The organism is Winogradskyella helgolandensis (genome assembly GCF_013404085.1).
Taxonomy (GTDB): domain Bacteria; phylum Bacteroidota; class Bacteroidia; order Flavobacteriales; family Flavobacteriaceae; genus Winogradskyella; species Winogradskyella helgolandensis.
The window spans coordinates 2,712,611-2,725,645 of the sequence record NZ_JABFHO010000001.1; the positions used below are offsets into that span (position 1 = coordinate 2,712,611).

The following is a 13,035-nucleotide window of genomic DNA, read 5'->3' on the forward strand; positions in this document are numbered from 1 at the left end:
GTGTTTTATTATTAATACCTGAGATGTTGTAAATTTTATTACTTTTAAACCAAGACCAACAATCGACCATGAAACCGAATCAAATACATTGCCAGAATTGTGAACAACCTTTTGATGACAATTTTCAGTTTTGTCCGCATTGTGGTCAAAAAGCAAATGATGAACTTACCATAGGTGTATTATTTTATAATACCATTAGTAATTACTTTTCATTTGATGCACGTTTCTTTAAAAGCTTTGTGCCTTTAATGTTTAAACCTGGGTATTTGCCAAAAGAATTTATAAAAGGAAAGCGCTTAATGTATTTGCATCCTGCACAGATGTATTTGTTTATTTCTGTAGTATTCTTTTTTATTTTTTCGTTTACAGTTAGAGAACAAGTTTCTGATCTCAACAATAATTTTCTAGAGATTTTTGATAAAGATGGAACTGTTATTTTAGATTCTGTGCAAACAAGAAAAAGAGATTCGTTAAAGCATATAAATGATTCCATAGCTAGAAAGGAAGTTGGTCTTGCACTTAAGAAGAATAAATTTATTACTGGTATGAGTGATAAAGAAATAGATTCTATCACAAATCAAGAAAACCTTTACACGCGGAAAGGTGATTTCTTTGGTATTGATGAGTCACAAATCGATTCTTTAATAGGTATAAATGCTTCTGATAAAGATATCTATGTAGCCATGGGATTAGAAGAAGATGATGGTTGGTTAACGCGAAAAATATATACGCAGGTTCTTAAATTCTATAAAGCCAAAGATGCAGGTAATATTTTAAGTAGATTTTACGATACTATACCGATTGCCTTATTTTTTGTACTACCAATTTTTGCATTAATACTTAAACTGTTCTATTTTATTAGAGGGAGGTATGCACATCATTTGGTCTTTAGTTTTTATTATTTCTCGTTTATTTTTACCGTTTTGAGTATCATTTTTGGCATCAACTTAATTTATGAAATACCAGATTGGATAGATTTCTTAATTACCTTATCTTGTTTTATATACTTTTTTATCGCAATAAAACGCTTTTACCGTCAAGGTTGGTTTTTGAGTTTTATTAAAACCTCTTTAGTTACAATGCTCTTTTTTCCGGTGGTTTTAATTTCTACAATAACAATAATGACATTTGCCTTTCTGTTTTATTAGTCGGTATGAGAACCAGCATGCCAAATTGGAACATTTAAAAATGCACTCAACATCTCAGCATCGTTAATGATAGATTTAAGGTTTCCATGGTCAACGACGTTTCTTCTAGAAGCATCATCTAAAACTAAGTTGAGTTCAAAACTTTTGTAAGAACCGTCATCACTTTGAACGTGCTCTCCAATAATTTGAATAGCAACAATTGATTTCAAAGGTAAATAGTCTTCAGAGTGTTGCCTTCTCGATTTATGTAATTTGAATTGATAAGTCGTGTAATAAAGCCCTTGCTGCTTGTCGAATACTCTTGGTTTATAAAATATATAAAACATGAAACCTCCTGCACCAGAAAAAATGAGTCCAAAAAGAATTAAAAACCAAGGGATTGAAACAGATTCAATTTGGGATTGAAACAATGGAAATAAAGCATAAAAAAGAACTCCTAAACCAACGGCTAAAAATATAAAGCTGAAGATGGCAGCTCCAATGGAAGGTTTATAAATTAATTTAGAAGGATTTGCTTGAATTAAAACATTGGTTTTAAAACTTGCTCCACCATATTTTAAGGGAGAGGTTGAAACTTTAGATTTTATAGAAGCTTTATTGTTAAGTGAATTTCCTCTAACTTCAATAACTTCTTTATGAAAACCTTTAGGCAAATCCATTCTATAATTTCTCTTTTAAATATTTTCCTGTTACTGAGTTTTTGTTTTTTGCGATGTCTTCAGGTGTACCAGCAGCAACGACTTGTCCGCCATGTTTTCCTCCTTCTGGACCCAAGTCTATAATATAATCGGCACATTTAATCAAATCAATATTGTGTTCAATTACAATTATTGAATGGCCTTTGGAGATTAATGCTTGAAACGATTTCAATAACTTCTTAATATCGTGAAAATGAAGTCCGGTTGTAGGTTCATCGAATATGAAAAGCGCATTATCACTTTTACTTCCTTTTCCTAAAAATGTAGCGAGCTTAATACGTTGCGCTTCACCACCAGAAAGGGTAGAAGAGGATTGTCCTAAAGTGACATAACCCAAACCAACATCTTGAAGCGGTTGCAACTTTCCTTGAATTTTAGTTTGCTTATGGCTTTTGAAAAAAGCTATAGCATCATCAATGGTAAGATTTAAAATATCATCGATAGACTTACCCTCAAACTTAACTTCTAAGACTTCTTTTTTAAAGCGTTTGCCGCCACAAGTATCGCAAGTTAAATGGACATCTGCCATAAACTGCATTTCGATAGTAACTTCTCCTTCTCCTTTACATGTTTCACAACGGCCACCATCGACATTAAAACTAAAATGCTTGGCCGCATAATTTCTTATGTTGCTTAATTTTTGTGAGGCAAATAATGCTCTGATATCATCATAAGCCTTAATATAAGTCACAGGATTGGAACGCGAAGAACGACCAATCGGATTCTGATCTACAAATTCGACATGCTCAATAATACTATGATCGCCTTTTATTTCTGATACTTGTCCTATTTTATCACTAAATCCTGTCAATTTCTTTTGTATGGCAGGAAAAAGAATCTTTTTAACCAAGGTGCTTTTTCCACTTCCAGAAACTCCGGTAATAACCGTTAACATTTCTAACGGAAATGTAACATTTACATTTTTTAAATTGTTTTCACGAGCACCAACAATTTCGATATTATATTTTGAAGTTCTTCGTTTTTTAGGGACTTCAATTTCTAATTGACCATTTAGGTATTTAGCGGTGAGTGTATCTGCCTTTAAAATTTCTTTAAAATTTCCAACAGCAACAACGTCTCCACCTAAAGTTCCGGCTTCTGGTCCGATATCTATAATAGAATCTGCAGCTTTCATAATGTCTTCGTCGTGCTCAACCACAATAACCGTGTTTCCTAAATCACGTAAAGATTTTAAAACCTCAATTAAACGTTCAGTATCTTTAGGATGCAAGCCAATACTAGGTTCATCTAAAATATACATGGAACCAACTAAGCTACTTCCTAAAGAGGTCGCCAAGTTTATACGTTGACTTTCTCCACCAGAAAGGGTATTCGATTTTCTGTTTAAGGTTAAATAATTTAATCCAACATTAGATAAAAAACCTAGTCGTGTATTAATTTCAGTTAAGAGACGTTTGGCGATTTTAGTATCACTGTCGTTTAACTCCAATTTTTGAAAAAACACAGTTAATTCGTCTATAGGTAAATCGACTAAATCTGTAATAGTAGCATTATCAATTTTTACATAACTAGCTTCCACACGCAAGCGCTTTCCTTTACAAACGCTGCATTTTGTTTTACCACGATAACGCGATAACATCACGCGATTCTGAATTTTATACGCTTTAGATTCTAATTCTGCAAAGAAATCATCTAAACCTTCAAAGTATTTATTGCCCTTCCAAATAAGTGCTTTGTGTTCATCACTTAATTGAAAATAAGGTTTGTGAATAGGGAAATCAAATTCATGAGAATTGTTAACCAACTGATCTCTGTACCAGCTCATACTTTCACCTCTCCAAGGGAAAATGGCATTTTCAAAAACAGATAAAGCGGTATTAGGAATTACTAAATCATCATCGATTCCAATCACATCTCCATAACCTTCACATTTAGGGCAAGCTCCATAAGGATTATTGAAGCTAAATAAGTGTGCATTAGGTTCTAAAAAAGACATGCCGTCTAATTCAAACTTATTATTAAATACGGTTTGTTTTTTATCGGAAAGTGATTCTATAATACAAGTACCAACACCTTCATAAAAAGCAGTTCCTACAGCATCTGCCAAACGATTGAGAAAATCTTCTTCATTTTTAAATACAATTCTATCGACTACTAAGAATAGATTTTTATCTGATTTAATATTTTGTTTTAAGGCGTCATCTATTCTAACAACATCGTCTTTTACTTTTATACGCGCATAACCTTGTTGTTGTAGCGTTTGAAGTTTGTTTTCAATGGTTCGTCCGTCTTCTAATATAATAGGAGCTAAGAGTAATAATTTGGTGCCTTCCTTAAATTTTGAAATATAATTAATGACATCAGAAACCGTATGCTTTTTTACTTCTTCGCCTGAAATAGGAGAGTAGGTCTTTCCAATACGCGCAAATAATAATTTTAGATAATCGTAAATTTCTGTCGTTGTACCAACTGTGGAACGTGGATTGGTTGAATTTACCTTTTGCTCAATAGCAATAGCTGGAGCAATTCCTTTAATGTAATCTACTTTGGGTTTATTGAGTCGACCTAAAAACTGACGTGCGTAACTACTCAAGCTTTCAACATAGCGTCTTTGACCTTCAGCATATAAGGTGTCAAAGGCTAAACTCGACTTTCCAGAACCTGATAATCCCGTAATTACCACTAGTTTATTACGAGGAATAACCACATCAATATTTTTAAGGTTGTGCAATTTTGCACCTTTTATAATGATGTTTTCTTTTGGGCTAACGTCTAAATCAGTAGTAATCATAGGTGGATTTCGGTATCTAAGTTTGCAAAGATACTATAATAGGGAATAAGGATTAAATTATGTCTTAAAATTCATTAATGATCATTCTTGAAAACTTTAGTCTGGGTTTTCATAAATTTTAATGGGTTTTTGGTTATTGTCTTTAGTTCTTTCAGAGAAATAGTCTTGCTTTTTTTAATATTATTTTTTTAATAATGTCAAAGAAATTTTATTAGTTAGTTATACTGAAGTCTTTGCTTTTGGGGCTTTTCTTTTTATTCTATTAAAAACCTTCATCCATTAAAGGAGCGCTTTATCCGACAAAATGTTAAATTTTAGTACTTTTCTTTGTTTAATTGGAATGATTGTTGTTATATTTGAAACTTATTCATAATTTAAAAACATCTGCGTATAGCATAATATTACTTTTAGAAAACAGCTAGTAACCCCAATCTTAGTAAGCAACTACTAAGGACTAAAGTAATTATTATGAAAAACGAACTTATCCAAGACGCAGCGTTGGTTAGCAACTACATTAACGGAGACGAGAGTGCACTTTCAGTTTTAATAGAAAGGCATAAGCAAAAAATTTACAGTTTTATTTATTCTAAAGTCTATGATAGAGATGTTACTGAAGATGTTTTTCAGGATACGTTTATCAAGGTTATTAAGAATTTAAAACGTGGTAAATATAATGAAGAAGGTAAATTTTTACCTTGGGTTATGCGTATTGCTCACAATTTGGTAATTGACCATTTTAGAAAAAATAGTCGTATGCCTAAATTTGATAATGCAGGAGAGTTTAGTATTTTTTCTGTACTAAGTGATTCTACTTTAAATGCGGAGAAAGTACTTATAAAAGACCAGGTAGAATCTGATGTAAGACGTATTATTGAAGAATTACCAGAAGATCAAAAACAAGTACTTTTAATGCGCATGTATCAAGATATGAGTTTTAAAGAAATTTCAGAACGAACAGGTGTTAGTATAAATACGGCTTTAGGTAGAATGCGTTATGCACTTATTAATATGCGTAAGGTAATTGAACAAAATAACATCATTTTAACTAATTAATACAATAAAGTATATAGAAGTGCGTTTTTGCTATATATAAACTCTTAAATTGATAAAATGGCAAAAATTTACTCTCACGCTTCCCCAAAAAATAATAGCCTATTACCAAAAGAAGAAACCATAAGTTTCCTTTTGAATTACTCAAAGGCTTTAAGTGTTATAGATTATAATAAATTGAAGTTTGAAGCACTACTAAATTAATTTTGAAGAAAAATCCTGATGTGAAAGCATTAGGATTTTTTTGTCAATAACAACTCTTCGTAGTTTTGAGTTGTTAGATATTCTTGTTTTAATTCTTTTAAGTATTCTATTGTTTTTTCCTTTAGAGGATGCTGATCTCTTAAGCAGTTTTTGATGTTTTCATCATAAACGGTTAGGATAAGATACCAATGGCCTGTTCTACTTGTATAATTGTTTTCGAATAAGCTTGAGTTTCCGTTACTTTCTCGTTTTGCATCAATTAAAACTAGAGGAAGGTTCACGTTTTTATCCGTACGTTCGGCTTCATGATATGATAAATAAAGCGTTTGGCCTTCGAGTTGAAAAGGAACATTGTAGCCCACGTCAATATTATTTAGATTGTATTTTTTGTTGATGTAATTGTAAAATTCTTCAGCATCTTTAGAGTCTTTAAAAATGAAAGCAGTCTCTCTAGGCATATTCTTTTGAAACTTCTTAGCTAGCATTACCTTATAATCTTGATTCTTAAATTTAGGCGTAATCTGCACAGGAATACAAGCGGTTGCTGTAATTACTAATAGTAGAATAATAATTTTTTTCATTGATTGATGGTTTCTGATAAGACATCAAGAATTGTACCACTACAACTTGTTTATAGTTCTATGAATTTTAAATTGCAATCTAAATTCTAAATTCTAAATTCTAAATTCTAAATTACTGAATACTGCGACTGCGACTGACAATTATTTCTTATTCTTCTTTTTATAATATTCGTCTAAAACTGATTTTCTGCCAATAGTTTTGGTGATTATATCTTTCTCTAAATCCCAACCACGAGCAGGTGAATATTGCCTGCCATACCATATAATTTGAAGATGTAAATCATTCCAAAGTTCTTCAGGAAAGATACGTTTGGCATCTTTTTCGGTCTGTACCACGTTTTTGCCATTGGTTAAATTCCAACGGTACATTAAGCGATGAATATGCGTATCTACAGGAAATGCAGGTATACCAAAAGCTTGTGATAAAACTACAGCAGCCGTTTTATGTCCAACCGCTGGTAATTCTTCTAAATCTTCATAAGTTTTAGGAACTTCTCCATTATGCTTGTCAATTAAAATTTGAGACAAACCATGGATGCCTTTACTTTTCATGGGCGATAAGCCAACAGGTTTGATGATCTCTCTAATTTCTTCGACACTTAATTTAATCATGTCATACGGATTGTCCGCACGTTCAAATAACAATGGAGTAATTTTATTAACTCGTACATCAGTACTTTGTGCAGACATTAAAACGGCAATTAACAAGGTATAAGGATCCTTATGGTCTAATGGCACCGGAATTTCAGGATATAATTTATACAATGTATTTATAACGAAATTTACTTTTTCTTGTTTAGTCATTTTGTATTTTTACCTAATAAGCGATTTAATACAAATTTACGTAATTATGACATATTTAAAAGTAGGAGATAAGGCACCAAATTTTTCAGCAACAGATGAAAAAGGCAATGCTATTTCATTATCCGATTATAAAGGCAAAAAATTAGTGGTTTTCTTTTATCCAAAAGCAAGTACACCAGGTTGCACTGCAGAAGCTTGTAACCTTAATGATAATTACGACCGTTTTAAAGCGCAAGGTTATGAGATTTTGGGTGTGAGTGCAGATAGTGCAAAAAGACAAACTAATTTTAAAACTAAATACGGATTTCAATATCCATTATTAGCTGATGAAGATAAAGCGGTTATTGAAGCTTTTGGTGTTTGGGGACCTAAGAAATTTATGGGTAAAGAATATGATGGTATTCACAGAACCACTTTTGTAATAAATGAAGATGGTGTTATTGAAGATGTTATATCAAAAGTAAAAACCAAAGCTCATGCAGAGCAGATTTTAGGCGAATAACAATATGTAAAGTAAACAAAAAAGCGACTATTATTCTACTTTCGGTAGGTAATAGTCGCTTTTTTGATTTTTTAATTATATCTCAATTCTTATGCATCACCTCTTCAGATTCGCAACCAAATAAGCTCTTTTCTTTAATTAATTTAGAAACACCTTCTGGCAACATAGCTTCCCATCCATCTTCATTATCTACTATCATTTTAAGGACAGTTCTAGAGAACACAGTAAGGTTAGATGCATTATAATCTGTTATGTCTACAACTTTGCCATTGTATTTAAAGAATTTGTATAATTCCTTCATACGTGGATGAACTTTAAGGTTTTCACTTGTAGTTACAGTTCCATCCTTGTTTTCCATTGGATATAAATACACTCTTAAATCTTTGTAAAATAGTTTTCCAAAGGCTTCTAATATGCCTCCACTTAAATGACGGTAATATTTCTCGTCAAAAATATCTACAAGATTATTCACACCCATAGCTAATCCCATTCTTGCTCTAGAATATTGAGAGAAGTATTCTACCAATTTATAATATTCTTGGAAGTTAGAGATTAATACCGTTTGTCCTAAAGAACATAACAGTTTAGCACGATCCATAAAATCTTGTTCGTCAATTTCTCCTTCAGCTCTTAGATTGGACAGTGTGATTTCAAAAACAACTTGTGTTTTATCTTTATCAACTTTATTTTCTTTAATGAACATTTCGTAAGATTTCTCCAGCATGTCCATATTAACCTTAGTTACAGGTCTAAAACTTCCTCTAAGTGTTAAAATATTCTTTTTGTAAAGTACACGAGCAGGCAATACATTATTACCATCTGGCGCAAACATTACGGCATCTGTCATTCCGTTTTTAACCAGTTGTAAACTCATTAAACGGTTATCTACGTTTTCAAATACTGGACCTGAGAAATTAATAGTGTCAATCTCTAATTGATCTTTATCTAAGTGGTCGTATAAATAGCGTAATAATTTACGCGGTTGGTTGTACTTGTAAAATGCACCATAAATTAAATTAGTTCCTAATTTACCTAAGGTTTCTTGTTGTAATCGCGCATCCGTTTCTTTAAAACGTACGTGGATTATAATATCGTTATACTCTTGGTTAGGCGCAACTTGGTATTTGATGCCAACCCAACCGTGACCTTTAAATTTTTTCGCAAAATCTATCGTTGCAACGGTATTGGCATAAGAGAAGAATATTTTGTTCGGATGTTTATCTCTCGTTATACGCTTTTCCATTAAATTAACTTCGTGATTCAGCATCTTACGAAGTCTGGCCTCAGTTACGTAACGTTTATCATCTTCAATCCCATAAATCGCATCACTAAAATCTTTATCATAAGCAGACATCGCTTTAGCAATAGTTCCAGAAGCTCCTCCTGCTCTAAAAAATTGACGTACAGTCTCTTGTCCGGCTCCAATTTCAGAAAAGGTGCCATAGATATCTGCATTAAGGTTTATTCGTAAAGCTTTGTCTGCTAGAGATGGAATATTTTCAAAATCAGAATCGCCTGCGTACGTTATGTCCTTCATAGATATTGGGTTTGCGTCGTTTTAGCAAAGGTACTGTTTTACTGTTGCAAACAAAAAAATAAGTTTATTTTTGTGATTACAATTCTGAATTGAAAATATAATAAATGTATAGCGTGTTTTTTTTATTTATAATGAAATACAAAGGAAAATAAGACGTTTTTTTACGAGTATAACAATTTAGGATCATTTTAGAAATTCAATAGTTTTGAAAATAACATTTTTAGGTACAGGTACATCGCAAGGAATTCCAATTATTGGGAGCGATCACCCAGTGTGCTTAAGTGAAAATCCTAAAGATAAACGCTTACGTGTTTCGGTTTTGGTAGAATGGGAAAATTTTACGTTTGTAGTAGATTGCGGACCCGATTTTAGACAACAAATGCTTAGAGCTAAAGTATCTAAAATTGATGGTATTATTTTTACGCACGAGCATGCCGATCATACGATGGGTTTAGATGATATTAGACCGTTTTTTTTCAGGCAAGGAGATATTGCATTATATGCACATCAACGTGTTTTTAATGCATTAGAGAAGCGTTTTGATTATATTTTTGCAACTGAAAACAAGTATCCAGGAGTTCCGAGTGTAACGAAAACAGAAGTTAAAAACGAGCCTTTTTTAGCAGGAAACCTTAACGTTATTCCTATTGACGGTTTACATTATAAACTCCAGGTTTTTGGGTATCGATTTCATAATTTTGCCTATTTAACAGACATGAAAACGATTGCTGATACCGAAATTGAAAAACTTCAAAATTTAGATGTTTTAGTGGTGAATGCATTAAGAATTAAACCACATATTTCACATTTCAATTTAGAAGAAGCCTTGGCTTTTATTGCCAAAGTAAAACCTAAACGTGCCTATTTAACACATATTAGCCATCTATTAGGTTTTCATGATGATGTAGAACAACTATTACCTGAAAACGTTTTTTTAGCTTACGATAATTTACAAATTACTATTTAGATATGAAGAATAAAATTTTAATGTATTTATTTATTTTTTCCGTGCTGTTGATTGTTTTTCAGTATGTAAATTCAAAGAATATTATTGATAAATATGAAGAGGATATTGTTAAGATAAAAGATAAAGTTGTTGAAAAGGATAAGGCCATTAAAGCTTTAGAGGAACAGAATTTCGAATTAAGTTATTTTAATATTGATAGAAACGAAGATGCTTTAACGTATTTTGAAGCACTAGGTTATGATACTGAACAATTGATTCCTGCCATAATCGATGGACTTTATAATATGAATGATTATGAGGGGGAAGATCATCCAATTGTTCCTTATGTATCTATGACAGATTCTAAATTAGTTATTAATAAAGTTAGAGTTATGAATCATAAATGGATTGTTGCTAATTTTACGGATGGAGAATTTTGGGGTGAAATTTTTGTGACGTATTCAATTGACGAAAACAACGACCTAAAGTATAAATTGGTGGAATATTTCCTGTATCCTAAGATTGGTTAGATATGTTTAACTAACCAAGCTTTTAAATCATGAAAATTTTGAGGTGCAACACCATGTCCAACAGGATATTCTGAATACACATAATTAATTCCTAATTCTTTAAGAAATACAGGTGCTTTTTGTGCCCAATCTACCGGAATAACTTGGTCCACAGCACCATGAGAACAAAAGAAGTTTAAATGCGAAACAGCACTTTCGGCTATGATTTCTGGTAAAATATCTTCGTTTATATAGCCACTTAAAGCTACAATATTTTTAACTTTTTCAGGATATGTTAAGGCAACAGCGTAACTCAAAATTGTACCTTGACTAAAACCTAATAGCGTAACATTATTAGAATCTACAGCGTAAGTGTTACAAGCATAATCAATAAATTCAGCAATTAAATTTACCGATTGTTTTGCTTGTTCATTATCGCTCCATTTACCTTTATCAGCATCAAAATTAATGGCATACCAAGCATTTCCGTAAGGTTGCATAGTATAAGGTGCACGTAACGAGATAATCATTAATTCCTCTGGTAATTCAGAAGCGAAAGAAAATAAATCATTTTCATCGCTACCGTAACCATGGCACATAATTAAAAGTGGGGCGTTTTCTTTGAGCGAAGATGGTCTAGTGATGTAGTGTAATTTTGACATAATTATTATCCAATAGAATTAAATACTTTTTGAAAGTAATCACCAAGTAAAGGGATTTTATTTTGCTTGCCTGTAATAGCACCATAAATGCCATAAAGATAGAGCACTGAAAAGAATATCCAAAAGGACATACTTATCATTATGCTATCAAAACTAGTAATAACAAAAGCGATAAGGATGTAAGTTATGCCCAATCCCAAAGCTTGTCTAATATGAAAAAAAGTAAATGGATTTTTTTTGTCTTGGTTCATAAAAAAGGCAATCAATGTACCAAATAAAGTGAGGTAGGCGACTAATCCTAAAGTTTTACCTTCGTCTATTGTATTCTGAGTCATTATTTTAAAGCAATTTTGTTATTGGCTATGATGCCATAAGTTTCACCTTTAAGTTTTGATCCTAAAAACATACTATTCTTTGATCGTGATGAAATGAATTCTGTACTAAACTCGTAAGTCTTATCTGGATTAAACAAAGTTAAATCGGCTATTTCACCTTCGTTAATAGCGCTTTCTACAATGTTAAATCTAGACTTTCCTTTCGTTAAAAGATTTATAGCTTTCTTAGTCGTAAAGATGTTTCGTAAAGCACCAAAAGTAGATTCTAAACCGATGGTTCCATATTTAGCAAAATCGAATTCAATCTTTTTATGTTCTATGTCAATAGGATTATGGTCGCTGGTTACCATATCAATAGTACCATCTTTTAAACCTTCAATTAAAGCATCACAATCGGTTTGAGTTCTTAAAGGAGGAAGCACTTTAAAATTCGTGTCAAAGTCGTGTAAAACATCATCGGTAAAAACTAAATTATGAATAGTAACACTGCAGGTTATATTCAACTTTTTAGCTTTTGCAGCTCTAATCAATTCAACAGATTTTGCGGTAGAAATTGTTGGAATATGAAGCTTACCTTCCGTATATTCTAATAAAAATAAATCTCTAGCAACTTGTAATTCTTCAGCTAAAGCCGGATTTCCTTTTAGTCCTAATTTAGTGCTATTTATATGTTCGTTAACGACTCCAAGTCCAGAAATTTTAGATTCCTGAGGAAAAGAACAAACCAAACCATCAAAATTACTGGCGTATTGCAAAGCAATTTTCATGAGGTTAGGATTAGAAATAGGTTTTTGGTAATCATAAAAAGCAACGGCTCCTGCATTAGTCATGTCAAATAGTTCTGCTAAATCTTCCCCTTTGCTCAATTGTGTTAAAGCTCCGATAGGATAGAGGCTAACGGCATGATCTTGAGCTTTAGATTTTACAAAGGTAATGTCAGCATAAGAATCAATTACTGGTTGAGAATTTGCATTTAATGCTACAGCTGTAAATCCTGAATTAGCAGCAGTTTTTAAACCATTTACTATGGTTTCGCGTTCTTCGTAACCAGGTTCTCCAAAAGACACACTGCTATCAAACCAGCCTTGCGAGATATGCAAGTTGTCTAATTTTATTTCTTTGTAATCTTTAGGATTAGGAATGCTCTTGGCGATCTCAGAAATTCGACCTTTTTCAATTAAAATATCAACCGTTTCATTGTTAAAATCACTTTTAGAATCAACGATGGTTGCAGATTTTATGAGTGCGTTCATGAATTGAATATGTTAGTTTCGGTGACTATTTATTAAGTTATTTGATATTCAGGC

Annotated in this window: 14 protein-coding genes; 6 read left to right on the forward strand and 8 right to left on the reverse strand. The window is 32.1% G+C overall.

From position 1 onward, the window contains the following. Positions 1 to 68: 68 nt before the first annotated feature. Positions 69 to 1,148 (forward strand): DUF3667 domain-containing protein, encoded by a 1,080-nt coding sequence (locus HM992_RS11325; RefSeq protein ID WP_179319734.1) that lies wholly within the window; start codon positions 69 to 71, stop codon positions 1,146 to 1,148. Here HM992_RS11325 and HM992_RS11330 read toward each other — a convergent pair. Next, positions 1,145 to 1,807, reverse strand: coding sequence for a hypothetical protein (locus HM992_RS11330; RefSeq protein ID WP_179319735.1), 663 nt, complete (start codon positions 1,805 to 1,807; stop codon positions 1,145 to 1,147). The two genes, HM992_RS11325 and HM992_RS11330, sit on opposite strands and share 4 nt — an antisense overlap. A 1-nt stretch (position 1,808) precedes the next feature. Beyond that, a complete protein-coding gene (uvrA, locus tag HM992_RS11335) occupies positions 1,809 to 4,598 on the reverse strand; it encodes an excinuclease ABC subunit UvrA (RefSeq protein WP_179319736.1) in 2,790 nt (929 codons plus the stop codon). A gap of 468 nt (positions 4,599 to 5,066) precedes the next feature. Here uvrA and HM992_RS11340 point away from each other — a divergent pair, with 468 nt between their 5' ends. Together HM992_RS11340 and HM992_RS11345 are read left to right on the forward strand one after the other, a co-directional pair. Further along, on the forward strand, positions 5,067 to 5,651 hold the full coding sequence (locus tag HM992_RS11340; RefSeq protein WP_178985095.1) for an RNA polymerase sigma factor: 585 nt from the start codon (positions 5,067 to 5,069) through the stop codon (positions 5,649 to 5,651). Positions 5,652 to 5,708: 57 nt separating this feature from the next. Then, on the forward strand, positions 5,709 to 5,852 hold the full coding sequence (locus HM992_RS11345; protein WP_178985096.1) for a hypothetical protein: 144 nt from the start codon (positions 5,709 to 5,711) through the stop codon (positions 5,850 to 5,852). Positions 5,853 to 5,881: 29 nt separating this feature from the next. Here the strand turns inward: HM992_RS11345 and HM992_RS11350 are convergent, their stop codons facing one another. Together HM992_RS11350 and HM992_RS11355 are read right to left on the reverse strand one after the other, a co-directional pair. After that, entirely contained in the window at positions 5,882 to 6,433 is a 552-nt protein-coding gene (locus HM992_RS11350) for a hypothetical protein (protein WP_179319737.1), read from the reverse strand. Positions 6,434 to 6,574: 141 nt separating this feature from the next. Continuing rightward, positions 6,575 to 7,237: an endonuclease III domain-containing protein gene (locus HM992_RS11355; RefSeq protein ID WP_179319738.1), complete on the reverse strand. Its 663-nt coding sequence runs from the start codon at positions 7,235 to 7,237 to the stop codon at positions 6,575 to 6,577. A 46-nt stretch (positions 7,238 to 7,283) separates the two neighbouring features. On the opposite strand from HM992_RS11355, the gene bcp reads away from it, so the two are divergent. Then, the gene (gene bcp / locus HM992_RS11360) at positions 7,284 to 7,739 is read left to right on the forward strand and encodes a thioredoxin-dependent thiol peroxidase (protein WP_179319739.1); all 456 of its coding nucleotides are present in this window, start codon (positions 7,284 to 7,286) and stop codon (positions 7,737 to 7,739) included. Positions 7,740 to 7,821: 82 nt separating this feature from the next. Here bcp and HM992_RS11365 read toward each other — a convergent pair whose 3' ends face one another. Further along, positions 7,822 to 9,276, reverse strand: coding sequence for a TonB-dependent receptor (locus HM992_RS11365; protein WP_178985100.1), 1,455 nt, complete (start codon positions 9,274 to 9,276; stop codon positions 7,822 to 7,824). A 205-nt stretch (positions 9,277 to 9,481) separates the two neighbouring features. Here HM992_RS11365 and HM992_RS11370 point away from each other — a divergent pair, with 205 nt between their 5' ends. Together HM992_RS11370 and HM992_RS11375 are read left to right on the forward strand one after the other, a co-directional pair. Next, positions 9,482 to 10,243, forward strand: a complete 762-nt coding sequence (locus HM992_RS11370) for an MBL fold metallo-hydrolase (protein ID WP_179319740.1) — start codon at positions 9,482 to 9,484, stop codon at positions 10,241 to 10,243. 2 nt (positions 10,244 to 10,245) lie between these two features. Further along, positions 10,246 to 10,752 (forward strand): hydrolase, encoded by a 507-nt coding sequence (locus HM992_RS11375; protein WP_229720484.1) that lies wholly within the window; start codon positions 10,246 to 10,248, stop codon positions 10,750 to 10,752. On the opposite strand, the gene HM992_RS11380 is transcribed toward HM992_RS11375, so the two are convergent. The 3 genes from HM992_RS11380 to HM992_RS11390 are packed head-to-tail and all read right to left on the reverse strand — an operon-like array spanning position 10,749 to position 12,981. Beyond that, positions 10,749 to 11,393, reverse strand: a complete 645-nt coding sequence (locus HM992_RS11380; protein WP_179319741.1) for an alpha/beta hydrolase — start codon at positions 11,391 to 11,393, stop codon at positions 10,749 to 10,751. The genes HM992_RS11375 and HM992_RS11380 overlap by 4 nt on opposite strands. A 5-nt stretch (positions 11,394 to 11,398) precedes the next feature. Beyond that, a complete protein-coding gene (locus HM992_RS11385) occupies positions 11,399 to 11,728 on the reverse strand; it encodes a hypothetical protein (protein WP_178985103.1) in 330 nt (109 codons plus the stop codon). Next, positions 11,728 to 12,981 carry a dihydroorotase gene (locus HM992_RS11390; RefSeq protein ID WP_179319742.1) on the reverse strand — a complete coding sequence of 418 codons (1,254 nt, stop codon included), beginning with the start codon at positions 12,979 to 12,981 and terminating at the stop codon, positions 11,728 to 11,730. Before HM992_RS11390 ends, HM992_RS11385 begins: the two co-directional genes overlap by 1 nt. Between the last annotated feature and the right edge of the window lie 54 nt (positions 12,982 to 13,035).

What these genes read in the sequence shown, in the direction of transcription:
- HM992_RS11385 (WP_178985103.1), bottom strand. Translation starts at nt 11,728, where the DNA reads ATGACTCAGAATACAATAGACGAAGGTAAAACTTTAGGATTAGTCGCC.
- HM992_RS11340 (WP_178985095.1), top strand. Translation starts at nt 5,067, where the DNA reads ATGAAAAACGAACTTATCCAAGACGCAGCGTTGGTTAGCAACTACATT.
- HM992_RS11350 (WP_179319737.1), bottom strand. Translation starts at nt 6,433, where the DNA reads ATGAAAAAAATTATTATTCTACTATTAGTAATTACAGCAACCGCTTGT.
- HM992_RS11355 (WP_179319738.1), bottom strand. Translation starts at nt 7,237, where the DNA reads ATGACTAAACAAGAAAAAGTAAATTTCGTTATAAATACATTGTATAAA.
- uvrA (WP_179319736.1), bottom strand. Translation starts at nt 4,598, where the DNA reads ATGATTACTACTGATTTAGACGTTAGCCCAAAAGAAAACATCATTATA.
- HM992_RS11325 (WP_179319734.1), top strand. Translation starts at nt 69, where the DNA reads ATGAAACCGAATCAAATACATTGCCAGAATTGTGAACAACCTTTTGAT.
- HM992_RS11380 (WP_179319741.1), bottom strand. Translation starts at nt 11,393, where the DNA reads ATGTCAAAATTACACTACATCACTAGACCATCTTCGCTCAAAGAAAAC.
- HM992_RS11345 (WP_178985096.1), top strand. Translation starts at nt 5,709, where the DNA reads ATGGCAAAAATTTACTCTCACGCTTCCCCAAAAAATAATAGCCTATTA.
- HM992_RS11330 (WP_179319735.1), bottom strand. Translation starts at nt 1,807, where the DNA reads ATGGATTTGCCTAAAGGTTTTCATAAAGAAGTTATTGAAGTTAGAGGA.
- HM992_RS11375 (WP_229720484.1), top strand. Translation starts at nt 10,246, where the DNA reads ATGAAGAATAAAATTTTAATGTATTTATTTATTTTTTCCGTGCTGTTG.
- HM992_RS11365 (WP_178985100.1), bottom strand. Translation starts at nt 9,276, where the DNA reads ATGAAGGACATAACGTACGCAGGCGATTCTGATTTTGAAAATATTCCA.
- HM992_RS11390 (WP_179319742.1), bottom strand. Translation starts at nt 12,981, where the DNA reads ATGAACGCACTCATAAAATCTGCAACCATCGTTGATTCTAAAAGTGAT.
- bcp (WP_179319739.1), top strand. Translation starts at nt 7,284, where the DNA reads ATGACATATTTAAAAGTAGGAGATAAGGCACCAAATTTTTCAGCAACA.